Source organism: Pseudomonas cremoris, from assembly GCF_014230465.1.
This window is the reverse complement of the sequence record NZ_JAAXCY010000012.1, coordinates 1-25,483: the sequence shown is the minus strand read 5'-3', so window position 1 is coordinate 25,483 and position 25,483 is coordinate 1. Positions and strand designations below refer to the sequence as shown.

Below are 25,483 nucleotides of genomic sequence, written 5' to 3'. Positions count from 1 at the left end.
ATTCTGTTGTCCGCGCTACTGGCAGGGTGCCACAATGGCACCTTTGTCGTGGCAGTCGAATCAGGCGGTTTTCATGAATGGCCTTGGGCGTGAGCAGGACCAGGATTGCGTTATTGAGGAGCAGGTGCGAACCGACCGGTTGCACCAGTTATTTCGACAGTCATTTGCCGCGATCTTCGGCAGCTACCTAGGCGCCGTCATGCTGTGCTGGCTGTGCTGGGATCGCTTTGACCATCAGGTCATCCTGGTGTGGTTGGCGTTGCTGGCGGTCTCTTCGCTGTTGCGGCTGAAGATGTTCATGGAGTGGTTCCGTTGCCCGCCCAGCGAGCGCACGCCCGACCGCTGGGAGCGCCGCTATGCGGTGACGTTGATGCTGTCGGCGGGAATCTGGGGGGTCGGCGCCTTGGCGGTGATGCCCACCGACGATCGGTTGTCCCAGGCGCTGGTCATGCTGTTTACCGTGGGCATGTCAGTGAGTGCGGTGTCCTGTTATTCGGCATACCGCTACCTGACGCTGGGGTCCATGGGCCTGGTGTTGCTGCCGTGCACGCTGTGGCTGCTGTTCCAGCCGTCGTCGATGCAAGTGGGAGTGGCCATCGCCGTACTGGTGTTTTCCACGTTCGTGGTCAGCGCCACGCGCAAACTGTCCGATGCCCTGGAAAAAGCGTTTCGCCTGACCCGGCAAATGGAACGTGCCCACACTATTTCTACCCGCGCTGCACAGACCGATGAACTCACCGGCCTGATGAACCGCCGCGCGTTTTTCGAACATGCCCAGGTGTTGTACGCCCAGTGCCGCCATAACCAGCAGCCGCTGTGTGCGCTGATGATGGACATGGACCACTTCAAGGAAATCAACGACACCTACGGCCACCAGGCCGGCGACCAGGTACTGCGTCAGATCGGCGGGGTGATCAGTGCGTCGTTCCGTCAGGCTGACGTATATGGGCGCCTGGGTGGCGAGGAATTTGCGGTATTACTGCCTAACACTTCGCTGGAAACCGCGCGGGATATCGCCGAGCAACTGGTCAAGGCGATTTCCGGCCTGTCCTCCGAGCCGGTGCAAGGCCTGACTGCCAGCCTTGGCGTGGCGTCCACGTGTGCATGGGAGCAAGACCTGCACGGCCTGATGAACACCGCCGACAAGGCGCTGTACCGCGCCAAAGCGCTAGGGCGCAACCAGGTCGCGGTGGCGGAGTAGGTTTCAGTTCCTCAGCATGGCCTTGGCCAGCGCCCGCGCGACCTGGTCGGCGGAGTAGGGCTTGGCGAGGAATTCAAACCCTTCATAGCCGCTGTCGGCCAACTCTTCGCTGTAGCCGGAGGTCAGCACCACCGGCAGGTCCGGACGCCGCTCGCGCAACAGCTTGGCCATGGCCACGCCGGTGATCCCCGGCATTACCACATCCGAAAAAATCCCATCGAAGGCTTGTGCCTCAGGGCCAGCCAGCGCCAGTGCCTGTTCGGCATCGGTCGCCCAGGTCGTCTGGTAGCCCAGGTCCTGCAGGATCTGGTTGGCAAAGCGGCCCACTTCCAGGTTGTCTTCCACGATGAGGATATGGCGCAGCGCCGTATCCCGAAGCGCGGCGTGATCCTCCTGCGGTAACTGCTGCTGCTGCGCAGCCTCCGGCGCCACTTGCGGCAGGTACAGGGTAAACACTGTCCCTTGGCCCACGGTGCTGGCCACATCGACGTTGCCGCCGGACTGCTTGGCAAACCCGAACACCTGGGACAGCCCCAGCCCGGTGCCTTTGCCGACAGCCTTGGTGGTGAAGAAAGGTTCGAAAATACGCTCGAAAGCGTTGCCGGGAATTCCCCCACCGGTATCAGTCAGGGAAATGGCCACAAACGGCTGACGGATCTCGGCATCGCCACGGATGCGCGGCACGCTGTCGACGTTAGCCACGCGCAAGGTCAAGGTGCCTTGGCCTTCCATCGCGTCACGTGCATTCAGGGCGATATTGATCAGCGCGGTTTCGAACTGGCTTGAGTCGACGCACACATGGCTCGGGTGTTCAGGCAACTGCACCTGCACGTGGATACGTGCGCCGGTCAGGCTCTCGAGCATCTCGCCGATGTTGCGCACGCGCACGCCCACGTCGAAGACTTGCGGGTTGAGCGGTTGGCGACGGGCGAATGCAAGCAATTGGCTGGTGAGCTTGCTGGCGCGTTCGACAGTGTCGGAGACCGCGCCCATGTAGCGTTGGCGGCGTTCTTCGGACAGCCCCGGTTGGCGCAGGAAGTCTACGGATGAGCGGATGATGGTCAGCAGGTTGTTGAAGTCGTGGGCCACTCCACCGGTCAACTGGCCGATGGCTTCCAGCTTTTGCGACTGGCGCAATGCCGCTTCGGCCTGGGTGAGGGCGGCGGTGCGTTCTTCCACCCGTTGTTCCAGGGTTGCGTTGAGCTCGGTAAACGCTGTCAGGCCTTCGCGTACGGCGGCGTCGGCGCGCACGCGCTCGATATGCGCCCAGGAACGCTCGGTGACCTCTTTGACCAACGCCAGGTCGTAGGGCGACCAGACCCGCGCAGTCTTGTGATGCACGGCCATCAGCGCGGTGAGGCGGCCGTCCTTGATCAGCGGGAAGCACACGGTGGCCAGGGCCCCCAACGCCTGGTAACTGGCAGCAATCTCGGGGGTGAACTCAATGCGGTTGTCCTGCACCACCACGGGTTCCCCGGCATTCAGGCGCTGTACCGCCAGCGTTCCGAATGACGCAAGGCTGTAGTGCCCGACAATGCTCGGCGAACCTGGCGCAGCCCAGTTGCCGCGAATGGTAAAGCCGTCTTCATCGGCGTCCATGTCGGCGTAGGCGCAGTTCGACACTTGCAGGTGCTCGGCCAGCAGGCGGGTGGTGGTGGTCATGATGGCTTCGGCGTCGGCGGCATTGGCCACGGCGCTGCCGACAGCGTCGAGCACCGCCAGGCGGCGGGCGAGGAACACGGTGGCGGTGGTTTCGGTGACGGTATCCAGCATGCCCACGACCTTGCCCAGGGGGTCGCGGATCGGGCTGTAGCAAAAGGTGAAATACGCTTGCTCGGGGCCGGCGCCGCGCTCGATCACCAGCGGGAAGTTCTCTATATAGGTGGCATGCCCTTCGAATGCGGCCTTGGCGATCGGGCTGACCTTATCCCAGACTTCATGCCATACCTCGCTGAACGGGCGCCCCAATGCATAGGGTTTATCCCCCAGGATCGGAATGAACGCGTCGTTGTAGAGCATGGTCAATTGCGGCCCCCAAACGATGGATTGGGGAAAGCTTGAGGCAAAGCACAGCGCCACGGTGGTCTTGAGTACGTCCGGCCATTGTTCCAGCGGCCCCAGGGGCGTGCTGGCCCAATCATGCTGACGAACACGCTCAGCCATGTCGCTGCTGCTTTGCAGCCAATTCATCATTGGGAGAACACCTTGTTTGCCGCCATCTTTTAAGCTGCCTGAAAGATCAGGCTATCAAGCTACAGACCCGTGTGGCCGCTGCCAGTTCAGCGCAATTATCCATGAGATGGCACTTTGATGCTCCTCCTTCGATGAGGCGATTCAGCCACTGGCTATTGCGCGCCGAAAACCCCTGTCCAATAAATCCCCGCATCGCTTTTCGGGTCCATGGCATACGCCGCGCCCAGCTCACGAAATTGCGGGTTCATGAGGTTGGCGCAGTGGCCGGGGCTGGCGAGCCAACCGTCGACGACCTTGCGTGGGGTGTCCAGGCCGGCAGCGATGTTTTCGCCGATGTTCTTCGCGATATAACCGGCCAGTTCGGCGCGGTCACCGGGGGTGCGGCCGTCGTGGTCGAGGTGGTCGAAGAAGTTGCCATTGGCCATGTTGCGCGTGTGGCTGTTGGCGGCGCCCGCGAGATCTTCGTTCCACGACAATGGGGTGGTGGCGGTAAACGCCTGCGTACCACACTGACGCGGCTGTTCACGGGCAGCGTTGATCAGGCTGAGCAGTTGTTTACCTTCGGTCTGCCAGTCACCCAAGCCGCTGGTGAGCAGAGGGCGGGCGAGCACGATGCGCCAGTCCTGGCCGCTGTTGCTCACCCCGATATCGACAAACTGCGGGTCCAGCACCACGCGGCAGAAACTCTCGCGCACGGCCTTCATGGCCGCTTGCGCATCCTTGGGCCCCGACAGGCTGATGGCCTGCACGTTGACCATAGGGTATGCGGCACGGGCCAGTGCCTGCTGCAGGTCGCCGACATTATTGGCCGGCAGCACCAGGCGTGTATCGCTGGCCAGCGGTGGCAGCTCCTGGGAGCCCTGGTTACCGCAGCGTTGCACCTGGCTGCGGTATTCGTTGATCTGTTGTACCAACTGACTTTCTTCATTCGCCATCGCGCTGGCGCAGAACACCGTAGTGGCGGCCAGCGTCGTCAGGCTCATCATCAATGACAGCACGCGCATGGACGTTACCCTTGAGCTTGAAAGTGCCCATGATGCGCGATGTAGGTGCGTCCATGCACCCGTTGGTCCGAACTTTTTTGCTCAGTTCTTGAAGGTCGAGTGTTTACGGCCCTGGTCGCACAAGGCGAACACCACCACCAACAGTGCCGAAATGCCGAGGATGATCACCACACCATCGGTGGAGTGAGTGGCCGACGCCGCCACCATCGACAGTGCACCCAGTGGTGCCAGGCCACCGGCGATGGCGGTGCCGATTTCACGCCCGGTGCCGAAGCCCGAAGAGCGGGTTTGGGTGGGGAACTGACGGCTGAGGAACGAGCCCTGCGGTGCGAACATCATCGGTGCGAGGATGCCGGTGCCCACGCCGATGGCGATGTAGATCATCAGGCTTTCACCCGTATTCAGCAGGGCCAGGAACGGGTAGGCGAACAGCAGCGAACACACGCCGCCGAGCATCAGCACGGTCTTGCTGCTCCACTTGTCGCACAGCCAGCCAAAGCACGGCACGGCGACGATGGCAATCAGGCTGGCGATGGTTACCGACAGCGAGGTGACGTGTACGTCCACGCCTTTGAACTGGGTCAGGTAGGCGAGGGAGAAGGTCTTGAAGATGTAGCTCAAGGCGTTGTAGCCAATGGCCACGAAGAACACCACGGCCAGGCCTTTCAGGTCGTTCTTGAACAGCGCTTTGAGTGGCGAAGCCTTGGCTTTTGCCGCTTCCTTGCTCAGCTCGTTGAACTGCGGCGTTTCCGGGATGCTGTTGCGCACCCACAGCCCCACGCCCACCAGCACGATGCTGCAGATGAACGGGATACGCCAGCCGCCGGCCAGCAGGAACTCGTTACCGTTAATGGTCAGCAAGTACACGGTGAGCGACGACAGCAGCAGGCCCAGGTTCAGGCCCAATGCCGGCCAGGCGCCCTGGCTGCCGCGCTTGCCCTGGGAGGCGTGTTCATATGAGGTCACCGCCGCACCGGACAACTCGGCGCCCGCGCCCAGGCCCTGGATGATGCGGATAAACACCAGCACGATCGGCGCCCAGATGCCGATGGAGGCGTAGCTCGGGATCAGGCCGATCAGCGTGGTGCACACGCCCATCAGGCAGAAAGTCAGCACCAGTACTTGTTTACGGCCGAACTTGTCGCCCAGGTAGCCAAACAGGATGCCGCCGAACGGACGGGCGATGAAACCGATGGCAAAGGTAGAGAAGGCCATCAATGTGGCGGTCTTGGGGTCGCTGTTATCAAAGAAGATCTTCGAAAACACAATGGCTGCCATGGTGGCGTACAGGTAAAAGTCGTACCACTCCAGCATCGAGCCAAAAATGGTGGCGGCGGCCACCTTGCGCAGGCGCTTGCGGGATTGTTCGGGTGTTTCGGTGGTCGGGATGGAGGCAGGTGCCGACATGCTGGACTTCCTTCTGGGTCTTTATAGTTATTGTCAAATGGACGCGTGTTTCGGGGTGTTACTCGGGCTGGAACAGGCGGTCGGCGATCATCGCGCCGATGGGCATGGCTGAAGTGGCGGCCGGCGAGGGCGCGTTGCAGACGTGGAGCATTCGCGAGGTCTGGGCGAACAGGAAGTCGTGCACCAGGCTGCCGTCGCGCATCACTGCCTGGGCACGGATGCCCGCTTCATAGGGCAGCAAGTCGTCGAGGGTCAGCGATGGGCAGTACTTGCGGCACTGCTCCAGGTAGCCGGACTTGAACAGCGAGTTCTTCATCTCGGTGGTGCCTGAGCCCAGGTTTTGCCAGATGGTTTTCCAGAAACCGGGGAAGCTGGCGTATTGCGCGACGTCGCGCCAATTCACCGAGAACTTGCGGTAGTTCTCGCGGCCAAGGCCCAGCACGGCGTTCGGGCCGACGGTGACGCTGCCGTCGATCATGCGGGTGAGGTGCACGCCAAGAAACGGCAGCTCCGGGTCGGGAATCGGGTAGATCAGGTGGTTGACGATGTTGTTTTTCGACGCCGGCAGACGGAAATACTCGCCACGGAACGGGATGATCTGGTGATCGATGTTTATCCCGGCCAACGTTGCCAGCCGATCCGACTGCAAGCCCGCGCAGACCACCAGGTGCCGCGCTTGCCAGGTTTCACCATGGGTGCTGACGGTGACTTTGTCGGTGTCTTCGTGGATCGCGGTGACCGTGCGTTCCAGGCAGATCTGCCCACCACTGCGGCGGATCACCTGCGCCATGGTTTCGCACACCTGGCGGTAGTCGACGATGCCGGTGGCGTCGAGAAACAGCCCGCCCAGGCCGACAATATTCGGTTCGCGCTGGCGCAACTGGTCGGCATCCAGGCGCTCGACCTTCATGCCATTGAGTTGGGAGCGTGCGTACAGCGCTTCCATCCGTTGCATTTCCAGCGGGCTGGAGGCCACCAACAGCTTGCCGCATACCTCGAACTTGATCCCGTGTTCGGTGCAGAACTGCTTGGTTTGCTCGGCGCCACGCTTGCACAGGTCGGCCTTGAGGCTGCCCGGTGCGTAGTAGATGCCGGCGTGGATCACGCCGCTGTTGTGGCCGGTCTGGTGCTTGGCCAGCACCGATTCTTTTTCCAGGATCACCAGGGACGCGCCGGGCTGGCGCTTGAGCAGTTCCATCGCGGTGGCCAAGCCGACGATGCCGCCGCCGATAATGCAAAAATCGTGAATCATTGCGTGGGGTGCCTCAAATTGCACATTTCGGTCTGCTTATCAGGTTGTCAGACTAATGTTTTTGTTAAAAAAATGGCGTGTCCAGGACACGCTACTTAAAGGGTCAACGGGTGGCGGGCAGCTCCAGGCTTAAGCGTCGTGCCGCCGCGCGCAAGTGCGCTTCGGCGCTGGCAGCGGCGCGTTGAGCGTCGCCGTCGGCAATCGCCTGGTAGAGCAACTGGTGTTCCTGGGTAGCGTCGGCAGAGCCAGTGGCAAAACGCGACGCCGAGTTTTCCCAGGCCGTCTTGCGGGCGCTGGCCAGTTGGCTGCGCAGAAAGTCATGGAACGCCACGAAGTAGTCATTCTTGCTGGCGTCGGCGATGGCGCGGTGGAATTCCACGTCGGCGATGGCGGCGGCTTCGAAGTTGTCGCGGTTATCGTGCATGGCCTGCAGGGCGCTTTTCATGCGTTGCAGGTCAGCCTCATCACGGCGCTGGGCGGCAATCGAGGCGGCTTGGGTTTCAATCCACAGGCGCACTTCAAACATCTGCGCCAGGTTTGGGCTGCGCCCGTCAGCTTGCGGAAAACGGAACACAGTGCCCGCAGGCGTCTGCGAAATGAACGAGCCCAAGCCCCGACGCGCAGTGATTACGCCATCAGCCTTGAGCTGGGCAATTGCCTCACGCACCACGGAGCGGCTGACGTTGAGTTGTTCGGCCAGTTGCTGTTCGGTGGGCATGCGCGATTCCGGCGGCAATTGGCCGGAGTCGATTTCTGCACGGAGGGCACTGACAACCCGTACGACGAGCGAATCAGGGCGTTGAAGCTCAAGCATGGGACAGCCTTGGTGATCAGGTTGTCAGACAATAGTCGTTACGATTTTGACTTGTCAAATTTTGTGTCGCATCACGCTCGCCAGCAGGATCAATCCGAGGGCGACCGCGAAGGTCGTGTGCAGGCCGTTGGCCACTGATTGCGGGCTGGCGTGGATCACGTCCGGCGTGGCCCAGGCAAATACCGCGCCGAGGGCCGAAGCGCCGATAATCAGGCCAAGGTTTCGCGACAGGTTCAGCAGGCCCGAGACAGTGCCGCGGCGTGAAGCGTCGACATCACTCATCACAGCGGTGTTGTTCGCTGCCTGGAACAGGCTGTACCCGCAGGTCAAAATCACCAGCGCGCCCAGATAGGCGAACAGCCCCGAGGCGAATGACAGCGCCAGTGCGCCGCAGGCCAGCAGGGCCAGCCCGGCGAAGGTCATGCGTTGGCTGCCGTAGCGGTCGGTGAGACGGCCCGCCGGTATGCCGCTGACGGCCGCAACGCAAGGCCCGACGGCCATGGCCAGGCCCATCCATGCCGTATCCAGGCCCAGGCCCCGGGACAGGTAAAACGGCCCGACCACAAAGGTAGCCATGATCACGGCGGCAATCAGGGCGCTCATCGCCAGGCCTGCGCGCAGGGGCGCATCTTGCAAGGCCATGCGCAAACCAAGGCCACCGGAGATTGACGTACGCGCCTGGTCCGTTGGCAAATATCGATAGGCGAGGGCGGCGGCGAGCAACCCCAGCGGCACCCCCACCAGAAACACCGCACGCCAGCCCCACAGTTCCAGCAACACCCCGCCCACACTCGGGCCCATGGCGGTGCCCACGGCCGACATCGTACCCAGCAAGCCCATCACCCGGCCCGTGTGCGCCTTGTTCACTGTGTCGCCGACCATCGCCAATGCCATGGACATCATGACGGCTGCCCCCAAACCCTGCAGGACGCGTGCGCCCACCAGCCATTCAAGCGTGGGGGCGACGCCGCATAACCCACACGCCAACGCGAATAGCAGCAACCCGGCGAGCAACAGGCGACGCCGCCCCAGCCGGTCGCCCAAACGGCCGGCACTCACAATCACCGCGGTGATCGCCAGCAGATACGCCAACACCACCCACTGCACCGCATGGAACGACACCTCAAACGCCTGCGCCAGGCTGGGCAGGCCAACGTTGGCGATGCTGGTACCGAGGGACGCGAGAGACATGGACAGGGACAGGCTTGCAAGTGCGCCACGTGAAGAGGAGGGCATGGGATTTCCTTGGATGAAGGCAACTGTCACAAATCTACGGGGTCGCCTAACATGGCGGAAGACGCATGAGTTGCAGTTAATACCTGCGTAAAACGCCAGCTATGGAGTGCCGATGCCCGATCTCAATTTGCTGATTACCCTGGATGTATTGCTCACCGAAGGCAGCGTCGCCCGTGCGGCGCAGCGCCTGCGCCTGAGCCCTTCCGCCATGAGCCGGGCGCTGGCACGCTTGCGCGAGACCACCGGCGACCCGCTGCTGGTGCGCGCTGGCCGTGGCCTGGTGCCGACGCCACGGGCGATGGAACTGCGTGAACAGGTCAGCCGTTTGGTGCAAGAGGCTCACGCGGTGTTGAGGCCCACCCAAACCGTGGATATGGCACAGGTCGTACGCACCTTCACCCTGCGCGCCAGCGAAGAATTCGTCGAAAACTTCGGCCCGGCGCTGCTCGCGCGAATTGCCCGGGATGCGCCCGGTGTGCGCCTGCGTTTCGTCAATAAAACCGATAAGGACAGCGCTCCGCTGCGCGAAGGCAGCGTCGACCTGGACACCGGCGTTGTCGATGCCGACGCCAGCCCCGAGCTACTGACCCAGGCTCTGTTCCGTGACCGCTTGATTGGCGTGGTGCGCGCCGGCCATTCTCTCAGCCGAGGCGAAGTCAGCGCCGAGCGGTATGCGCAAGGCCAGCACGTGTACGTATCCCGACGTGGCCAGGATCGGGGCCAGATCGACGATGCCCTTGAAGCCCAAGGCCTCACGCGGCAGATCAGCACCATCGTCGCCGGTTTCTCCACCGCCATCGCGTTGGCCCGTGACACAGACCTGATTGCCAGCGTGCCCGAACGCTACACCGCCCACCAACGCGAAGGCCTGCACAGTTTCGCATTGCCGCTGACCTTACCCGCGTTTACCGTGGCGATGCTCTGGCACCCTCGGCTCGACGCCGACCTGGCCCATCGTTGGCTACGCGGATGTTTGCGTGAGGTCTGCGGGCCGCAACAGGTACAATCGCCGCTGCCTTGACGCGAAACTCCAGGAATTTGCATGTTCAGCCTTACCCGCTACACCACGCCGTGCCCCGAGCCCATCAATGCGCAGGTCCTGCAGATGGTGGTGGATAACCTCACCGACATCAGCAGCGTCGCGCTGCCGCCTAGCAACCTGCTGTACAACATCTACCAATACGCCGTCGGGTTTGAGGTACACCTGTACCTCGAAGCCTTGAACGGTACAAAAGGCATTGCCGTCGAGTTGATCGTGGCGACCGATGCACAAGACCCCGAGAAGGTCATCGGTTTTGTGCTGTGCCTGCCGGTAAAGGATGATCCTGAGGCGTGTGGTATTGCGTTTATGGCGGTGCAGGCTGGCCATCGGCGCCAGGGTGTGGCGCGGGGCATGATGCAGGATGTGCTCGCTCGCTATCCCCACGCGGAATTGGCGTGTGCGGTGGAGAAGGTGGCGGCCTTTGAAGCGATGGGCTTTCAAGTGCGCGCAGCGCGGGGCACCCAGGTGCTTATGAATACCCGCGACTACGGCACCGACGGGCTGATGGGCGTGTTGGATGTGGCGTCGATCTACAGCTCGCTGGAAGTGCGGCAGATTCACACCTACCTGCTGCAAAAACACGGCAAGCGCGCGATGGTGGACGCGGAAAAGCAGCGCGACCGCCATCTTGATCAACTGACCCGCAAGGTGCAGATGTTTATCCAGGACCGCGCCCGCGGCTGACCATCGCCAGGATCGTCGCCAACAACTCCTGCTGCGCTTCCTCGCGACTGATTTCGCCGCTGGCAGCCGCGTGGGACAGGGCTTCCGCAGCGCCCAGCATCGCCCTTAATCCCGCCTGGGATATTCGACCGAACGGCGACAGCACATCACGGCACTTATCCAGGAAGATCGCCTCGTACTGTCGCTTCAGGGTTTCCAGTTCCGGTGAACTGCTCAGCGCGGCGATCACCCCTGGTATCTCCCGCCCTTGCAGCAACACGCAATCGACATAAGACGAGGCAATCACCCAGGCGCGATCTTCCAGCGTGGCGTTGCTGGCTTCGATGGCATCGGCAAACACCTGGTTTTGGCGCCCGTCAAAATCTTCATACAACGCGGCCAACAACCCGGCGCGGGTGACGAAGTGGTCATAGACCACTGGCTTGGTAACGCCCGCCAGCTCTGCCAGGCGACCCAGCGTCAGGGCCTCGGTGCCTTCATCGCGTACCATTTGCCAGGCCACATCCAACAATTGTCGAAGACGGTCTTCACGCGATAGGCGACGACGTGGGGCGGGGGATTCACTGCTTGACATGCTTATATACCAAAAGTAACTTACCAAAGGTAACTTAAGCCCAGCCTAAACCGAAATGGAGTCAATGTCATGCATGCCTTGATCGTTGTTGCACATCACGACCCGCAATCCCTCACCCACAACATTGCTTTGCAAGCCGCCGCTGGCCTGACTGCTGCCGGCCACACCTACGAAATCGCCGACCTCGCCGCCGAAGGCTTCGACCCGCGCTACACCGCTGCCGATCACTTAGTGCATCGCACCCGCGCCCAGCCGCCCGCCGATGTGCTGGCCGAGCAAGCGCGTATCGACCGGGCAGACGCCTTGGTGTTGGCATTCCCTATCTACTGGTGGTCGATGCCGGGCCTGCTCAAGGGCTGGGTTGACCGCGTGTTCGTCAACGGCTGGGCAATCGATTACGGCCCGGACATGCCCGTGGTGAAAAAACTGCGGCACTTGCAGGTGCATCTATTGGCATTGGGTGCGGCCGATGACGGCGCATTTGACCGCCACGGTTACGCCAAGGCCATGCGCACGCAAATCGATTACGGGATCTTTGATTACTGCGGCGCGCAGGTGGTGACATCCGAGCTGTTGCTGGACTCCGAGTCCGGGACGGCGCAGGAGCATTTGAAAACCGTCCTGAAACTGGGGCAGCAGTTGTTTACCCAAGCCGAGGCCCGCCAGGAAGCCTAAAGCAGATGCCGCTCCAGGGATTCACGAATCAGCGTCGCCAACTGCGCCACTGGTTCGGTGGGCTATTGGCGGTTGCGGTGCAGTTCATACGCCAATGAAGGCACCGATGGCAGTTCCTCCAACACGCGTAAGTGGCCCGGCAAACCCATCGACGTGCGCAATGTCACCCCCAGCCCGGCATCCACGGCGGCCCAGATGCCGCCGACGCTGGGGCTGGTGAGCGCAACGCGCCAGGCAATGCCAGCGCGGTCCAATGCTTCGGTGGCGGCGCTGCGCAGCACACAAGGCGCGTCGAACATCACCAGAGGCAGCGGCACCTTGCGCGAGGGTATCGGTTGGTCGTGGGGGCCAATCCAATGCATGGGGGTTTGCCCCAGAGGCGTGACGTAGGGCGAGGCGTGCCCGGTGGCCCAGGTGAGCGCCAAGTCGAGGTTGCCACTGTCAACCAAGGTCAGCAGTTCGGCATTGCGGGCAATCCGCACTTCCAAGCTGATCATCGGGTACAGCAGGGCGAAGCGTCGCAGCACATCGCTGAGCACCCATTCACCGAAATCTTCCTGCACGCCCAGGCGTAGCGTTCCTTCGGTGCGGGTCTGGTTCAATGCGTCGAAAATGCTGTCATTGAGTTCCAGCAAGCGTCGGGCATGGCCCAGCAATGCTTCGCCCACAGGCGTCAATGCCAGTCCACGGCCAGACTTGTTCAGCACCGGTGTGCCTACTTGCTCTTCGAGTTTTTTCAAGTGTGCGCTGATGGCTGAGGTGGAGCGCCCCAGACGGTCCGCAGCTTTGGCAAAACTGCGCAAGTCTATCCCCAGGACAAAGGTGCGCAGTACATCGAGGTCGAAGGTGGGCAGGCGCATTGAATGGTCCACATAAACAGGATGGTGGGTATTGTTTAATCTGATATTCGGAATGATCCTGGCTTGCTAGTTTTTGCCCGTCAACTCAATTGTCGGAGCACTGCACATGCCATACGCGCGTATCTCACTGCATCGCGGGAAATCCGCCGAGTACTTACAGGCCCTGTCCCACGGCGTGCATGACGCACTCGTGGAGGCCTTTGCAATTCCCGTAGGTGATCGATTCCACGTCATCCACCAGCATGACGTGGGGGAGCTGATTGTGGATGCTGACTATCTGGGCGGCCCGCGCAGCGCGGACTTCGTGTTGATTGCAATCACGGGAGGCAAGCCGCGAGACACGGCAACCAAGCGACGGTTTTATCAGGCGGTGACCCAGCGCCTGAGCGCCAGCATCGGGCTGGATCCTGAGGATGTAATGATCGTGATCAGCACCACAGCGGCTGAGGATTGGTCATTTGGCGGAGGCCGGGGCAATGCGTAGCAGGTGTCAGCCTTCGCGAAACAGGTCGTGGGCGTCCAGCAGGCGGTAGGCAATTTCCGGGCGTTTCTCCAAGCCCCGGCGAATCGCGGCCGGGATTGACTGGCGAGTCTTGCGACACATGCCCGGCAGGTCATCGATCAAGATTTGAATCCCGCGCATGCTTTTGACCTCGGTGTGCCCCGGCGCGACATGCACGCGGATGCCCAATTGCTGGTACATCAGCTGTTGCATGCGCTCCAGGTCTTGCAGGCTCTTGAGGTCTTCAAGGCGCTCGAGCAGCTTTTTTTCTTCCTGGCGCGTGAGCTGCAGGATGCGCTGGTCGGCGCCTGGGGTTTCCAGCAGTTGCTCGCGATCACAGACGCAGGCGCCGGGTGGGCAGGGTTGGCGAATTGTCATGTGCATTGCCTCCCCATTCCGGCGCTGTGTCCTCAGTAGCTCAGTTGAACCCCAAGACTGCCCAGGGCATTCCAATACTCAGGATAGGTCTTGGCCACGCAGTCCGGGTCCTGAATGCGGATGCCCGACACTTTCAAGCCGGCCAGGGCAAAGCACATGGCGATGCGGTGGTCGGCGTGGGTGTCGATCAATGCATTGCACGAGGTGCCAGCCAGGGCAGGGTCGCTGGCCACGAGCAGGTCGTCGCCTTCGATGGTGGCCAAGCCTGGGCGAATCTCGTTCAGGCCGTCGTGCAGCGCCTGCACGCGATCACACTCTTTTACCCGCAGGTTGGCCAGTTCGGTGAAGCGTACCGGGGTGTTGTTGAAGGCTGCGAGTACCGCCAGCGTCGGAATCGCGTCCTGCATCTGCGAGCCAACGACCGTGGCTTGCATGTTCGGGAATTGCGCGATTACGGCCTGGGCCTTGGCGTCCGGCTGGGTGAAGTCTTGCGCGGCGACACCGATGTCGATGCGGCCACCGGTCAATACTTCGGCAGCCCACAGATAGGTGGCGGCGGACGCGTCGGGTTCGATCAGGTAGTCATGGGCGGTGTAGCCGGTTGGGGCTACGCGCCAAGTGGTGTCGTTGACTTCTTCCACTTGGGCACCGAATGCACGCATGCAGTCCAGGGTCAGGTCCACATAGCCACGCGCGCCGATGTCCTTGCCGGTCAGCGCCACTTCAATCGGTGCTTCGCCGCAGGCGGCGAGCATCAGCAGGGCGGATACGTATTGGCTGGACAAGCCGCCATCAATCTCAAAACGCTTGGCCTGCACTTTGCCTACGCCGTGCACGGTGACTGGCGGGCAACCGGTGGGGCTGTCGACGTGGATACCGTTCTGGCCGAGGGTGGCCAGCAGCGGGCCAATCGGACGTTTCTGCATGTACTCGTCGCCGTCCAGCACCACGGTGCCTTCAACGGTCGCGACCGCTGCAGTAAGAAAGCGCATCGCCGTGCCGGCATTGCCGAGGAACAGCGGCTGCGCAGGTAATTGCAGCTTGCCATGCCCGGTGACGACAAACGTAGTGTCGTCCGGCTCGTCGATGGTCACGCCCATCTGGCGCAGGGCCACCGACATGTGGCGGGTGTCATCGCTCTTGAGCGCACCGCTCAGGCGGCTGGTGCCCTTGGCCAGGGCCGCCAGCAGCAGGGCGCGGTTGGTAATGGATTTGGAGCCGGGGGGCGCGACCTTGCCATTGAGGGGGATATTGGGCGGTGTAACGGTCACGGTTTTCTGCGAACTCAAGGTACAAGGCTCCTGATTCAAGGCAAGGTGGCACGGAGTGGCCGACGGGCGGACCCGAATAATCGGCCAAAGCAGCGGTGCTTGTCGAGGCTTAGCGCTGGCTCAACCAGTAATCATGCAACGCCCGCGCCGCCGGTTCGATCTGGCTGACGCGCTGTTGATGCGCCGCTACATCCAGGTCGGCGGGCAGTTCGAAGTTGTCCTGTTCGGCGCACCAGGAGATTTTTTCCAACTCGCTTGCCTGCGCCGCCGGCAGTTCGGGCCAATTGCCGATGGCCGCGCCACGGATATAGCCGAAGCACCATTCTTCGGCGAGGGTCACGTTTTGGCCCTGATGTTCGGTTTCGTCGAAGCGTGCCTTGAAGCGCTCAGCGTCGGTGGCCAGTTGCTCGGCCAGGGTATTGATGTGGCGCACACACAGTTCCAGGAAACGCTGCGCTTCATCCATGTTGTCCCATTCCGGGTTCTGCCCGCCCCAGATCGCCGGGAACCACTCGGCCACATCCACTTGCACCGGGCTGGACACCAGCGCGGTGAAATAACCGTCGAGTTCGGCCAGGTTCAGCACCGAATGGTCGTCGCCGTACTTTTGCAGGGTGTCTTGGATAAATTCGAATTCGGTCGGGGAGAGGGGTTGGGCGTGCATGGGCATATCCTTTAAACGTCGAGCGCCGCAGGTGGGGCGGCTTAAAGCGCGAAGGATGGCGGGTGTGCCGGGTTTTATCCAGCATTTTCCCCGCGTTTGCACAGCTTGCTCACGCACATCGAGCCCACCACCGCGAGGATGATCGGCACCAGGAAGTCATGCTCGATTCGGGTAAATTCCGCCACCAGCACAATCGCCGTCAGCGGCATGCTCATGCTGGCCGCCAGAAAAGCCGCCGCGCCGATGATCGCAAACGCGCCCAACGGCACGCCCGGCCACAGCAGGCTCCAGGCGCCGCCAAGGATGATCGCCAGCAGCGCGCCATTGGCCAGGCCTGGCGTCAACAGCCCACCTTCGGCGCCGGCGCGCAGGCTGCTGGTGGTGATCAGCACCTTGACCACCAGCAGCAGCGCGGCCAGGCCGATGGTCAGTTGATTGTCGAAACCCAGTTGCGCGGGGCCTTTACCGTTGCCCAGTATTTGCGGCAGCAACATCGCCAGCCCACCGATGATCGTGAAGTTGATCAGCGACAGCACCGGCAGCCGCCAACCCCTCGCAGCGTTCGCCCGCGCCTTGCCGGTGATGCGGGTGAAAGCGTACGCCGCCAACCCGAATACTGGCCCGCACACCACGGCCCAGGCGATCAGCACCGGGCTCAGCACAAATTGCGGCACCACGTATTGCGACTCTGCCCCCAGCCCGACCCACGCCACCGATGCACCTATCGCCGAGGTCGCCAATGCAATCACCGCTGCCGGCCAGCTGAATGCACCCACCAGCACTTCCAAGACAAACACCGCACCCCCCAGCGGCACGTTGTACACCGCCGCCAGCCCGGCGCCCGCGCCACAGGCCACGATCAGGCGATGCATCTGGGGTTCGAGTCGCGCACGTTGCGACAACCAGCTGGCGGCCAGCGCCCCAACTTCCCGTGGCGCCACTTCACGGCCCAGCGGCGAGCCCAGGGCCACGGTGACGATTTGCAGCAAGGCGTGGGCGAGGGTGGTCTTGGGCGGCATGATCGGCATCTTGTCCGATACCGCTTGCTTGATGCTGACCAACGGGCGGCCATAGCGATAAATCGTCCACCAGCCCAATCCTGCGACCAGGCCGCAGACCACCAGCACCAGCAAGCGCCGCTCGGGCGACGCGGCCGTAACGCCTAGCAGGAAGGTTTCATGGCTGACCAGGCTGTCGAGGCTGTAGCCGTAAGCCAGGTGCTGGATGCCGTGCAACAGCAACGCCAGCAACATCCCGCCCAGGCCAGCGCCGATACCGGTCAGCACGACCACCAGGGCCAGGATCAAGGATGAACGAAACGTGGTCGGCATAGGCGGCTCCAGGCAATGGCCCTGATTGTATAGCCGAAAAACCGTGCCCCCCGCGTGAAATGTAATGGCGCTGCATGAACCGTGCAGTCACAACATTCCATTACCTTTGTCAGTCCCGTTTTTGGCCGATGCGCCGTTGTGCACCCTTGTTATAGTTCGGGCCTTATCACTCGCCAGTCAGGGATCACTGCCATGTCCGAATACCAAGCTTTCGTCGTCGAACTCACCGGTAATGTTGCCCATGTGCAGATCAACCGCCCGGAAAAGATCAACGCGATGAACGCCGCGTTCTGGACCGAGATCATCGACATCTTCCAATGGGTCGAAGACACCGACACCGTGCGCGCCGTGGTGCTCAGCGGCGCCGGCAAACATTTCTCCTCGGGTATCGACTTGATGATGCTGGCCTCGGTGGCCAACGACTTCGGCAAGGACGTAGGGCGCAACGCGCGCTTGCTGCGCCGCAAGATCCTTGAACTGCAAGCCTCGTTCAACGCGGTCGACAATTGCCGCAAGCCGGTATTGGCGGCGATCCAGGGTTACTGCATCGGCGGCGCCATCGACCTGATCAGCGCCTGCGACATGCGCTACGCCGCCGAAGGTGCGCAGTTCTCGATCAAGGAAATCGACATCGGCATGGCCGCCGACGTTGGCACCCTGCAGCGCCTGCCGCGCATCATCGGCGACGGCATGCTGCGTGAGTTGGCCTACACCGGTCGTCAATTCGGCGCCGAGGAAGCGCGCAGCATCGGCCTGGTCAATCGTGTCTACCCCGATCAAGAAAGCCTGTTGGCCGGCGTGCTGGAGATTGCCCATGAAATCGCCGCCAAATCGCCGATTGCCGTCACCGGCACTAAAGCCATGATCAGCTATATGCGTGACCATACGGTCAATGACGGTCTGGAATACGTTGCCACCTGGAACTCGGCTATGTTGCAATCCAACGACCTGCGCGTGGCCATCGCGGCCCATATGAGTAAGCAGAAACCCGAATTCGTGGATTGACTGACATGACCCCAGGCTGGATTACCACAACGCTTTTGGACAACGACACCCCTGGCGGCTGGGCTGTCGCCCGCAGCCGCGATGGTTTTTTACATGACACCAATGGCCCGCTGTTTCCCCGCGAATGGCTCAAGCGCCAGGACCTGTCGGTGTTCGCCGAGCACGGCATCGGCCACCTCGACGGTGAGCCGGTGTACCTGTTGGAACTGAACGCGCCGGCCGAAGTGCCGGGTTGCAGCTGGCAGGGCCTGCGGGCCTTCATGCTGCAAGGCGATCACACCCTGTACAAAGTGCTGGGTTACGCCGCGCAGATCGGCACCTGGGCGCGCGAGCACCGGTTTTGCGGCAGTTGCGGCCAGGCCATGGTCCAGGTGCCACGGGAGCGGGCAATGTATTGCCAGGCCTGCGACCTGCGCAGCTACCCACGGATTTCGCCGAGCATGATCGTGCTGGTGACCCGTGGCGACGAGATCCTGCTGGCGCGTTCGCCGCGTTTTGTCACGGGGGTCTACAGCACCCTGGCGGGGTTCGCCGAGCCGGGTGAGTCGGCTGAGGATTGTTTGATCCGCGAAGTGCACGAGGAAGTGCAGGTCGAGGTGAAGAACATCCAGTACATGGGCAGCCAGTGCTGGCCGTTTCCCCATTCGATGATGCTGGGCTTCCATGCCGAGTACGCCGGTGGCGACATCGTGCCCCAGGCCGACGAGATCGAAGACGCGCAGTGGTTCAATGTGCACAACCTGCCGCCGTTGCCGGCGTCACGTTCGATTGCGCGTTACCTGATCGACCTCTACCTGGCGCGGCGTTTAGGCCACGCTGAACCAGTGCTGCCAGGCTAGGCGCACGGTCAGGCCCAGCACCACGGTGATAAACACCGGGCGAATGAATTTGGCGCCGCCGCTGATTGCGCTGCGTGCGCCAAAGAACGCGCCGAACATCACGCAAATGCCCATGGTCAGGCCGACGATCCAGTCCACCGTCCCGTTGAAAATAAATACCGACAGCGCCGCCGCGTTGCTGACGAAGTTCATGCTGCGCGCCACGCCGCTGGCTTTCACCAGGTCCACGGGGTACATCAACATCGTGCTGACGGTCCAGAATGCACCGGTACCTGGGCCGGCTACACCATCGTAGAAGCCCAGGCCAAAACCTTGGGTGGACTGCCATTTCTTCTTGATCGGCGCGTCGGCGTCCAGCGGCGCCTTGGGCGTGCCGCCGAACAACAGGTATAAGCCGCAACCAAACACAATCACCGGGAGCATTTTGTTCAGGGTCTCGGCGGGCAGGTAGTGAGCCACTACGGCGCCGGTCAGCGCACCGATAAACGTACCGACGATGGCATGCACCCACTGGCGCGGGTGAAACAGCTTGCGGCGATAGAAGGTAAAGCTGGCGGTGGCGGAGCCGAAGGTGGAACTGAGCTTGTTGGTGCCCAGTACCAAGTGCGGCGGCATGCCGGCGGTAAGCAGGGCAGGCGTGGTGAGCAGACCGCCGCCGCCGGCGATGGCGTCGATGAAACCGGCGATAAAGGCGACAAACGCCAGGATGGCGAGGGTGGTGAGGTCAACGCTGAGTTCGAAGGGCATGGGCAGGGCTTATGGTTGGCAGGGCGCTGTGCGAAAGGCCGCCATCTTACTGCGAGATGTATGGAGAACCAAATGTGGGAGCGGGCTTGCTCGCGAAAGCGGTGTGTCAGTCACAACATCTGTAACTGATCCACCGCTTTCGCGAGCAAGCCCGCTCCCACCTGTTCGACTGCGATCAGCCGTGACGCTTGTCCAGCCACTCCAGCGCCGTACGCCAGATGCAAATCCCCAGGAAATATGCCGACATCAGCGACCACAACCCAAACGTCCACGGGTTGGTGTTCGGGTAATCCACCACCATCAAGAAACTGCACAGCAGCCAGATGGTGGTCACCGCGATATTGATCGGCATAAACCGCTTCACCCGGAACGGGTGCAGGAACTTCATCGGTGTCACGGTCAGCAGCGCCAAGCCGATCACCGTCAACAGCGTGACCCAGGCCTCGGGCTGGATGATGTATACGCACAGCGCGACTACGTTCCACGCGGCAGGAAAGCCGACAAAATAGTTGTCCTTGCTCTTCATGTTCACGTTGCAGAAGCAGAACAGCGACGACACCAGGATCACCGACACCGTGAACAGGTGGGTGAAGTCCGGCAGGTCGATATAACGGTAGATAAACAGCGCGGGGATAAACACATAGGTGAGGTAATCGATCACCAGGTCCAGCACCGAGCCGTCAAAGCTGGGCAGTACCGTGCTCACATTGACCCGTCGCGCGAGCGAGCCGTCGACGCCATCGACCACCAGCGCCAGCCCCAGCCACAGCAGGCAGGCCTTGGGTGAGTTTTCCAGCAGTGCCAGCGTGGCCAAAAAGGCCAGCACCACACCGGTAGCGGTAAAGCCGTGGGCGCCCCAGGCTTTGAGTCTGGCTACATGCAGGGTCGATATCACGGGCGGTTCTCCAAAAGGTGAAACGGGGCAGCCGACAACGTAACGCCGTCGGGTCTGGCCGGGGAATGCAGGTATCGACCGGGAAGGGGGCAAGAAGGTTCACCACCCCGGTGTATCACTTAGCGTAGCAAGCGTGGGGCGTTTCGGCATCAGCCCTGGCGGAACACCAGCGCCTTCAAGCCACTTTGCGCGTCAATATCAGGAAATTCCGGCGGGTTTGCCAAGCGCTCGACAAAGCGCAGTCCCGGCGCTTCGCGGGTTACGCCGTCGATCAGGAAGTCTTCGCCGAAGGCTGGGTCGTTCATGCACGCCAGCACCGTGCCCTGTGGGGTGAGCAAATCCGGCAGGCGTCGCAGAACGCGCTGGTAGTCCTTGGTCAGCAGGAAGCTGCCTTTCTGGAATGACGGCGGGTCGATGATCACCAGGTCATAGGGGCCGCTGTTAGTGACCTTGGCCCAGGACTTGAACAGGTCATGGCCAAGAAAGCTGACCTTGCTCAGGTCATGGCCATTCAGGCGATGGTTGTCGCGGCCCCGGCTCAGTGCACCACGCGCCATGTCGAGGTTCACCACATGGTCGGCACCGCCTTCGATGGCTGCTACGGAGAACCCACAGGTGTAGGCAAACAGATTGAGCACGCGCTGGCCTTCGGCCTGTTCACGTACCCAGTTGCGGCCGTAGCGCATGTCGAGGAACAGCCCGCTGTTCTGTTTTTTACCCAGGTCGATCAGGTAACGCAGGCCGCCTTCGGTGATGGTCAGTTCGTCGATGGGGTTGCCCACCAGCCATTCGGTGGTGCTTTGCGGCAGGTAACGGTGTTGCAGGGCAACGGTGTAGGCGCTGAACTGGGTGTGCAGCAGCTGTTTCAGGGCTTCCAGCTGCGCCGTCTCGGGCTCCTTGAACAGCGACACCAGCAACACACCTTGCAACCAGTCCACCGTCAGTTGCTCCAGGCCTGGCCAGCAGCGGCCACGGCCGTGGAACAGGCGTCGAGTTTCGCTGGGCGGGTTCTCCAGGGCGGTGAGCAGGTGAGCGTGCAGGGTGGCGAGTGCGTCTGGGTTCATCGTTTAGCGTCGGTCGTTGAGCGGGCGGCATTTTAAACACAGTTGCAGGGTTTCGGGGTACATGAGCACAACGTGCTGAGAAACGTCTGAATGGCAGTTAATCATGCTCAAAAAACGAATTTTCCCGCCTGATAACAGGCAAAAAATCCTCAGGCCCCGACATAAACTGGAAAAAAAGCCCGGAGGTGCCCATGAACGGTTTCGCGAGTGCAGTGAATCACACAGCCTTGGATCAGGCAGAGTTGGACGAGTGGCGCGATGCCCTTGCGTCACTGGTCGCAAATGCCGGTCCGGCGCGGGCGCGGCAGATCCTCGACCTGCTGGCCCGCGAAGGCAGTGCCCCGCACATCGACTGGAAACCGCGCCACGGCACGCCCTACATCAATAGCATCAGCGTCGAGCAGCAACCGGCGTTCCCTGGCGACCTGGCCACCGAAGAGCGCCTGGCCTCGCTGGTACGCTGGAACGCCCTGGCCATGGTGGTGCGGGCCAACCAGGCCTATGGCGAACTCGGCGGGCATATCGCCAGCTATGCCAGTGCAGCGGATTTATTTGAAGTGGGTTTCAACCACTTTTTCCGTGCGCGTAACGACGGTTTTGGTGGAGACCTGGTGTTCTATCAACCGCATTCCGCTCCAGGCATTTATGCGCGTGCCTTCCTTGAAGGGCGCCTCAGCAAGCAGGACCTGGCCCACTATCGCCAGGAACTCGGTGGGCCCAAGACGGGCGCACGCGGGCTGTCCAGCTACCCGCACCCATGGTTGATGCCGGACTTCTGGCAGTTTCCCACCGGCTCCATGGGCATCGGCCCCATCAGCTCGATTTTTCAGGCGCGTTTCATGCGTTATTTGCAGCACCGCACCCTGCTGGACACCACCGATCGCCACGTGTGGGGCGTGTTCGGTGACGGCGAGATGGATGAACCGGAAAGCATGTCGGCCCTGACCCTGGCCGCCCGCGAAGGCCTCGACAACCTGACCTGGGTGGTCAACTGCAACCTGCAACGCCTCGACGGTCCGGTACGTGGCAATGGGCGCATCATCGACGAACTGGAAGCGTTGTTCGCCGGTGCCGGCTGGAACGTGATCAAGCTCGTCTGGGGCTCGGACTGGGACGCCTTGCTGGCCAAGGATACGGATGGCGCGCTGGTCGAGACCCTGTCCAACACCGTCGACGGGCAGTTCCAGACCTTTGCCGCCAAGGACGGTGCCTACAACCGCGAACACTTCTTCGGCCAAAGCGAAGCCCTGGCCAAGCTGGTCGAGAACATGAGCGATGAGCAGATCGACCGCCTCAAGCGTGGTGGCCACGACATGGTCAAAATCCACGCGGCCTACCACGCGGCACGTCGGGCCAAAGGCAAACCCACCGTGATCCTGGCCCAGACCAAAAAGGGCTTCGGCATGGGCGAAGCCGGGCAGGGCAAGATGACCACCCACCAGCAGAAAAAACTCGACCGTGACGCGCTGATCGCCTTTCGCAATCGCTTCCAGTTGCCGCTGACGGACGAGCAGACCGAATCCCTGAGCTTCTTCAAGCCTTCCGACGACAGCCTTGAGCTGCGCTACCTGCACCAGCGGCGCAAAGACCTCGGCGGTTATGTACCCAGCCGCAGCCAGGCCGCCGCGCCGGTCAACGTACCTGCAGTAGAGGGCTATGCCGGTTTTGCGACGGCCGCTGAGGGCAAGGAAATGTCCACCACCATGGCCTTTGTGCGCATGCTCACCAACCTGCTCAAGGACAAGGCCCTGGGGCCGCGCATCGTGCCCATCGTCGCCGACGAGGCGCGCACCTTCGGCATGGCCAACCTGTTCAAGCAAATTGGCATCTACTCCAGCGTTGGCCAGCGCTACGAGCCGGAAGACATCGGTTCGATCCTCAGCTACCGCGAAGCCACCGACGGCCAGATCCTCGAAGAGGGCATCAGCGAAGCCAGCGCCATCAGCTCCTGGGTCGCGGCGGCCACCAGCTACTCGGTACACGGCCTGCGCATGCTGCCGTTCTATATCTACTACTCGATGTTCGGTTTCCAGCGCGTCGGCGACCTGATCTGGGCCGCCGCCGACCAGCGCGCCCGTGGCTTCCTGCTCGGCGCCACCGCCGGGCGCACCACCTTGGGCGGCGAAGGCTTGCAGCACCAGGACGGCAGCAGCCATCTCACTGCGGCCACGGTCCCCAACTGCCGCGCCTACGATCCCGCGTTTGCCGGGGAGTTTGCGGTGATCCTCGACCATGGCATGCGCCAGATGCTCGAGCACGATGTGGACGAGTTCTACTACGTGACCCTGATGAACGAAAACTACCCGCAGCCGAGCCTGCCGCACGGTGTGGAGGCAGCGATTATCAAGGGCATGTATCGCCTTGAAGGCGCGGCGAATGCCAAGGTGCGCCTGATAGCGTCCGGCACCTTGCTGCGTGAGGCGCAGGCAGCCGCGCAGTTGCTGGCAGAGGATTGGCAAGTGGCGAGCGAGGTGTTCAGCGTGACCAGCTTCAGCGAATTGGCGCGGGATGCGCGAGAGGTGGAACGCTGGAACCGTCTGCACCCACAAGGCACCGCCCGCACCAGCCATTTGGCTGACTGTTTGCCCAACGGTGCGCCGGTGGTGGCGGTGTCCGACTATGTGCGGGCGGTGCCGCAGATGATCGGCTCGTACGTCAGCTCCAGCTACACCGTACTGGGTACCGACGGTTTTGGACGCAGTGATACGCGGGTGGCGTTGCGTGATTTCTTTGAGGTGGATCGTTACCACATCGTATTGGCAGCGCTGACGGCGTTGGTGGAGCAGGGGGGATTGGAGAGGCAGGTTTGCCAAGCGGCGATTGAGAAGTACGGCTTGCAGGCAGAGCGCGATATGCCCTGGGTCTGTTGAACATCAGGGCTCAACGGTGGGAGCTGGCAAGCCAGCTCCCACACTATCAAGAGGTGTTGGTTATAAAGTGGCGATCAGGGCTGGCCCAAAGGTCTCCTTTAGAAACCCCGGCGCGATATAGCGCTCGTAATGCGCCTCCGACAACAGGAAAAACTCCCGGTCAATCGCATCCCGCAAGTCCGCCAGGTGCCGCTCGCGAAACTCCGGCAACAACGCAAGGCCATAGGCGTCCAACTTGGAAATCACCCGTGCGCCTCGCGCAATCAACTGGTACGCCCAGCAATACGGCGATTGCTGCGGCACAAAGCGGATCTTGCGCGTTTCAAGTTGCTGGCGCAGCAGGGGCGGATCAAACACTTCCAGCTTGCTGGCCATCACTTGCACCAGCAATTGCTCCAGACGCAGCCACACCGCCTGTTTTTCCTCAGCGTTGTAGCCGTTCCATTGGATCACTTCGTGGTGATAACGCTTGCAGCCCCGGCAGACCAGGTCGCCATAGACGGTGGAGCACAGGCCGACGCAGGGGGTTTTGATGGTTTGGTTGGGCATAAGAGGCTTGATTACAAAATCCGGAAAGCACCGCAAACCCATGTGGGAGCGGGCTTGCTCGCGAATGCGGTGTATCAGTCGATGCATCCGGTGACTGAATCACCGCATTCGCGAGCAAGCCCGCTCCCACATTGGATCTGTGTTGTTGATTAGTCCCAGCTCAGCGCGCCGCCGGTCTGGTACTCAATCACTCGCGTCTCAAAGAAATTCTTCTCTTTCTTCAAGTCCATGATCTCGCTCATCCACGGGAACGGATTCGTCGTCCCTGGATACTCTTCCTTCAAACCAATCTGCGACAGACGACGGTTAGCGATGAACTTGAGGTAGTCCTCCATCATCGCCGCGTTCATGCCCAACACCCCACGCGGCATGGTGTCGCGAGCGTATTCGATCTCCAGCTGGGTCCCTTGCAGGATCATCTGGGTC

Annotated in this window: 25 protein-coding genes; 8 read left to right on the top strand and 17 right to left on the bottom strand. The window is 61.8% G+C overall.

What is annotated here, in order from left to right:
* Window positions 1-34 precede the first annotated feature (34 nt).
* Window positions 35-1,201: a GGDEF domain-containing protein gene (locus HF257_RS26285; RefSeq protein ID WP_185709095.1), complete on the top strand. Its 1,167-nt coding sequence runs from the start codon at window positions 35-37 to the stop codon at window positions 1,199-1,201.
* Window positions 1,202-1,204: 3 nt separating this feature from the next.
* On the opposite strand, the gene HF257_RS26280 is transcribed toward HF257_RS26285, so the two are convergent.
* From HF257_RS26280 to HF257_RS26255, 6 genes are all read right to left on the bottom strand, one after another.
* Window positions 1,205-3,394, bottom strand: a complete 2,190-nt coding sequence (locus HF257_RS26280) for a GAF domain-containing hybrid sensor histidine kinase/response regulator (RefSeq protein ID WP_185709096.1) — start codon at window positions 3,392-3,394, stop codon at window positions 1,205-1,207.
* A 152-nt stretch (window positions 3,395-3,546) separates the two neighbouring features.
* Window positions 3,547-4,398 (bottom strand): CAP domain-containing protein, encoded by an 852-nt coding sequence (locus HF257_RS26275; protein ID WP_185709097.1) that lies wholly within the window; start codon window positions 4,396-4,398, stop codon window positions 3,547-3,549.
* Window positions 4,399-4,479: 81 nt separating this feature from the next.
* Complete coding sequence (locus HF257_RS26270; RefSeq protein WP_185709098.1) at window positions 4,480-5,805, bottom strand: MFS transporter; 1,326 nt, start codon at window positions 5,803-5,805, stop codon at window positions 4,480-4,482.
* 58 nt (window positions 5,806-5,863) lie between these two features.
* Window positions 5,864-7,057: an L-2-hydroxyglutarate oxidase gene (gene lhgO / locus HF257_RS26265; protein WP_185709099.1), complete on the bottom strand. Its 1,194-nt coding sequence runs from the start codon at window positions 7,055-7,057 to the stop codon at window positions 5,864-5,866.
* A gap of 103 nt (window positions 7,058-7,160) precedes the next feature.
* On the bottom strand, window positions 7,161-7,871 hold the full coding sequence (locus tag HF257_RS26260; protein WP_185709100.1) for a FadR/GntR family transcriptional regulator: 711 nt from the start codon (window positions 7,869-7,871) through the stop codon (window positions 7,161-7,163).
* A gap of 54 nt (window positions 7,872-7,925) precedes the next feature.
* Window positions 7,926-9,107: an MFS transporter gene (locus HF257_RS26255; RefSeq protein WP_185709101.1), complete on the bottom strand. Its 1,182-nt coding sequence runs from the start codon at window positions 9,105-9,107 to the stop codon at window positions 7,926-7,928.
* A gap of 112 nt (window positions 9,108-9,219) precedes the next feature.
* On the opposite strand from HF257_RS26255, the gene HF257_RS26250 reads away from it, so the two are divergent.
* Window positions 9,220-10,128 carry a LysR family transcriptional regulator gene (locus HF257_RS26250; RefSeq protein ID WP_185709102.1) on the top strand — a complete coding sequence of 303 codons (909 nt, stop codon included), beginning with the start codon at window positions 9,220-9,222 and terminating at the stop codon, window positions 10,126-10,128.
* Window positions 10,129-10,149: 21 nt separating this feature from the next.
* Complete coding sequence (locus HF257_RS26245; RefSeq protein WP_185709103.1) at window positions 10,150-10,833, top strand: GNAT family N-acetyltransferase; 684 nt, start codon at window positions 10,150-10,152, stop codon at window positions 10,831-10,833.
* Here the strand turns inward: HF257_RS26245 and HF257_RS26240 are convergent.
* Window positions 10,808-11,407: a TetR/AcrR family transcriptional regulator gene (locus HF257_RS26240; protein WP_185709104.1), complete on the bottom strand. Its 600-nt coding sequence runs from the start codon at window positions 11,405-11,407 to the stop codon at window positions 10,808-10,810. The two genes, HF257_RS26245 and HF257_RS26240, sit on opposite strands and share 26 nt — an antisense overlap.
* Before the next feature lie 69 nt (window positions 11,408-11,476).
* Here HF257_RS26240 and HF257_RS26235 point away from each other — a divergent pair, with 69 nt between their 5' ends.
* Window positions 11,477-12,082 carry an NAD(P)H-dependent oxidoreductase gene (locus HF257_RS26235; RefSeq protein WP_185709105.1) on the top strand — a complete coding sequence of 202 codons (606 nt, stop codon included), beginning with the start codon at window positions 11,477-11,479 and terminating at the stop codon, window positions 12,080-12,082.
* Between the two features lie 62 nt (window positions 12,083-12,144).
* Here the strand turns inward: HF257_RS26235 and HF257_RS26230 are convergent, their stop codons facing one another.
* Complete coding sequence (locus tag HF257_RS26230; RefSeq protein WP_185712124.1) at window positions 12,145-12,942, bottom strand: LysR substrate-binding domain-containing protein; 798 nt, start codon at window positions 12,940-12,942, stop codon at window positions 12,145-12,147.
* 106 nt (window positions 12,943-13,048) lie between these two features.
* On the opposite strand from HF257_RS26230, the gene HF257_RS26225 reads away from it, so the two are divergent.
* Complete coding sequence (locus HF257_RS26225) at window positions 13,049-13,426, top strand: tautomerase family protein (RefSeq protein ID WP_185709107.1); 378 nt, start codon at window positions 13,049-13,051, stop codon at window positions 13,424-13,426.
* A 6-nt stretch (window positions 13,427-13,432) separates the two neighbouring features.
* Here HF257_RS26225 and HF257_RS26220 read toward each other — a convergent pair whose 3' ends face one another.
* The 4 genes from HF257_RS26220 to HF257_RS26205 all read right to left on the bottom strand — a co-directional run bounded on the left by HF257_RS26220 (window position 13,433) and on the right by HF257_RS26205 (window position 17,088).
* Window positions 13,433-13,822: a hypothetical protein gene (locus HF257_RS26220; RefSeq protein WP_185709108.1), complete on the bottom strand. Its 390-nt coding sequence runs from the start codon at window positions 13,820-13,822 to the stop codon at window positions 13,433-13,435.
* Between the two features lie 32 nt (window positions 13,823-13,854).
* The gene (locus tag HF257_RS26215; protein ID WP_185709109.1) at window positions 13,855-15,111 is read right to left on the bottom strand and encodes a 3-phosphoshikimate 1-carboxyvinyltransferase; all 1,257 of its coding nucleotides are present in this window, start codon (window positions 15,109-15,111) and stop codon (window positions 13,855-13,857) included.
* A gap of 91 nt (window positions 15,112-15,202) precedes the next feature.
* Window positions 15,203-15,757 (bottom strand): UPF0149 family protein, encoded by a 555-nt coding sequence (locus HF257_RS26210; protein WP_185709110.1) that lies wholly within the window; start codon window positions 15,755-15,757, stop codon window positions 15,203-15,205.
* Window positions 15,758-15,831: 74 nt separating this feature from the next.
* Entirely contained in the window at window positions 15,832-17,088 is a 1,257-nt protein-coding gene (locus HF257_RS26205; RefSeq protein ID WP_185709111.1) for a chloride channel protein, read from the bottom strand.
* Window positions 17,089-17,280: 192 nt separating this feature from the next.
* On the opposite strand from HF257_RS26205, the gene HF257_RS26200 reads away from it, so the two are divergent.
* Both HF257_RS26200 and nudC read left to right on the top strand, forming a co-directional pair.
* A complete protein-coding gene (locus HF257_RS26200; RefSeq protein WP_185709112.1) occupies window positions 17,281-18,093 on the top strand; it encodes a crotonase/enoyl-CoA hydratase family protein in 813 nt (270 codons plus the stop codon).
* Window positions 18,094-18,098: 5 nt separating this feature from the next.
* Window positions 18,099-18,932 (top strand): NAD(+) diphosphatase, encoded by an 834-nt coding sequence (gene nudC, locus HF257_RS26195; RefSeq protein WP_185709113.1) that lies wholly within the window; start codon window positions 18,099-18,101, stop codon window positions 18,930-18,932.
* On the opposite strand, the gene HF257_RS26190 is transcribed toward nudC, so the two are convergent.
* From HF257_RS26190 to HF257_RS26180, 3 genes are all read right to left on the bottom strand, one after another.
* The gene (locus HF257_RS26190; protein WP_185709114.1) at window positions 18,900-19,679 is read right to left on the bottom strand and encodes a TSUP family transporter; all 780 of its coding nucleotides are present in this window, start codon (window positions 19,677-19,679) and stop codon (window positions 18,900-18,902) included. The genes nudC and HF257_RS26190 overlap by 33 nt on opposite strands.
* 175 nt (window positions 19,680-19,854) lie before the next feature.
* Complete coding sequence (gene pcsA / locus HF257_RS26185; RefSeq protein ID WP_185709115.1) at window positions 19,855-20,574, bottom strand: phosphatidylcholine synthase; 720 nt, start codon at window positions 20,572-20,574, stop codon at window positions 19,855-19,857.
* A 149-nt stretch (window positions 20,575-20,723) separates the two neighbouring features.
* Entirely contained in the window at window positions 20,724-21,638 is a 915-nt protein-coding gene (locus HF257_RS26180) for a class I SAM-dependent methyltransferase (protein ID WP_185709116.1), read from the bottom strand.
* 191 nt (window positions 21,639-21,829) lie between these two features.
* Between HF257_RS26180 and mdeB the strand changes: the two genes are divergently transcribed.
* Window positions 21,830-24,508: an alpha-ketoglutarate dehydrogenase gene (gene mdeB / locus HF257_RS26175; protein ID WP_185709117.1), complete on the top strand. Its 2,679-nt coding sequence runs from the start codon at window positions 21,830-21,832 to the stop codon at window positions 24,506-24,508.
* Between the two features lie 60 nt (window positions 24,509-24,568).
* On the opposite strand, the gene HF257_RS26170 is transcribed toward mdeB, so the two are convergent.
* Both HF257_RS26170 and HF257_RS26165 read right to left on the bottom strand, forming a co-directional pair.
* Complete coding sequence (locus HF257_RS26170; RefSeq protein WP_185709118.1) at window positions 24,569-25,057, bottom strand: DUF1289 domain-containing protein; 489 nt, start codon at window positions 25,055-25,057, stop codon at window positions 24,569-24,571.
* Between the two features lie 149 nt (window positions 25,058-25,206).
* The coding region (locus HF257_RS26165; RefSeq protein WP_185707844.1) for a ribonucleotide-diphosphate reductase subunit beta at window positions 25,207-25,483 on the bottom strand (277 nt) is incomplete at its 5' end.

Excerpts from the sequence above, each read along its gene's own strand:
- HF257_RS26260 (WP_185709100.1), bottom strand. The coding sequence starts at position 7,871 with ATGCTTGAGCTTCAACGCCCTGATTCGCTCGTCGTACGGGTTGTCAGT.
- HF257_RS26245 (WP_185709103.1), top strand. The coding sequence starts at position 10,150 with ATGTTCAGCCTTACCCGCTACACCACGCCGTGCCCCGAGCCCATCAAT.
- HF257_RS26280 (WP_185709096.1), bottom strand. The coding sequence starts at position 3,394 with ATGATGAATTGGCTGCAAAGCAGCAGCGACATGGCTGAGCGTGTTCGT.
- nudC (WP_185709113.1), top strand. The coding sequence starts at position 18,099 with ATGACCCCAGGCTGGATTACCACAACGCTTTTGGACAACGACACCCCT.
- HF257_RS26170 (WP_185709118.1), bottom strand. The coding sequence starts at position 25,057 with ATGCCCAACCAAACCATCAAAACCCCCTGCGTCGGCCTGTGCTCCACC.
- HF257_RS26180 (WP_185709116.1), bottom strand. The coding sequence starts at position 21,638 with ATGAACCCAGACGCACTCGCCACCCTGCACGCTCACCTGCTCACCGCC.
- HF257_RS26250 (WP_185709102.1), top strand. The coding sequence starts at position 9,220 with ATGCCCGATCTCAATTTGCTGATTACCCTGGATGTATTGCTCACCGAA.
- HF257_RS26205 (WP_185709111.1), bottom strand. The coding sequence starts at position 17,088 with ATGCCGACCACGTTTCGTTCATCCTTGATCCTGGCCCTGGTGGTCGTG.
- HF257_RS26220 (WP_185709108.1), bottom strand. The coding sequence starts at position 13,822 with ATGACAATTCGCCAACCCTGCCCACCCGGCGCCTGCGTCTGTGATCGC.
- HF257_RS26270 (WP_185709098.1), bottom strand. The coding sequence starts at position 5,805 with ATGTCGGCACCTGCCTCCATCCCGACCACCGAAACACCCGAACAATCC.
- HF257_RS26235 (WP_185709105.1), top strand. The coding sequence starts at position 11,477 with ATGCATGCCTTGATCGTTGTTGCACATCACGACCCGCAATCCCTCACC.
- mdeB (WP_185709117.1), top strand. The coding sequence starts at position 21,830 with ATGAACGGTTTCGCGAGTGCAGTGAATCACACAGCCTTGGATCAGGCA.
- HF257_RS26225 (WP_185709107.1), top strand. The coding sequence starts at position 13,049 with ATGCCATACGCGCGTATCTCACTGCATCGCGGGAAATCCGCCGAGTAC.
- HF257_RS26240 (WP_185709104.1), bottom strand. The coding sequence starts at position 11,407 with ATGTCAAGCAGTGAATCCCCCGCCCCACGTCGTCGCCTATCGCGTGAA.
- HF257_RS26200 (WP_185709112.1), top strand. The coding sequence starts at position 17,281 with ATGTCCGAATACCAAGCTTTCGTCGTCGAACTCACCGGTAATGTTGCC.
- HF257_RS26285 (WP_185709095.1), top strand. The coding sequence starts at position 35 with ATGGCACCTTTGTCGTGGCAGTCGAATCAGGCGGTTTTCATGAATGGC.
- HF257_RS26210 (WP_185709110.1), bottom strand. The coding sequence starts at position 15,757 with ATGCACGCCCAACCCCTCTCCCCGACCGAATTCGAATTTATCCAAGAC.
- HF257_RS26255 (WP_185709101.1), bottom strand. The coding sequence starts at position 9,107 with ATGCCCTCCTCTTCACGTGGCGCACTTGCAAGCCTGTCCCTGTCCATG.
- lhgO (WP_185709099.1), bottom strand. The coding sequence starts at position 7,057 with ATGATTCACGATTTTTGCATTATCGGCGGCGGCATCGTCGGCTTGGCC.
- HF257_RS26230 (WP_185712124.1), bottom strand. The coding sequence starts at position 12,942 with ATGCGCCTGCCCACCTTCGACCTCGATGTACTGCGCACCTTTGTCCTG.
- HF257_RS26190 (WP_185709114.1), bottom strand. The coding sequence starts at position 19,679 with ATGCCCTTCGAACTCAGCGTTGACCTCACCACCCTCGCCATCCTGGCG.
- HF257_RS26275 (WP_185709097.1), bottom strand. The coding sequence starts at position 4,398 with ATGCGCGTGCTGTCATTGATGATGAGCCTGACGACGCTGGCCGCCACT.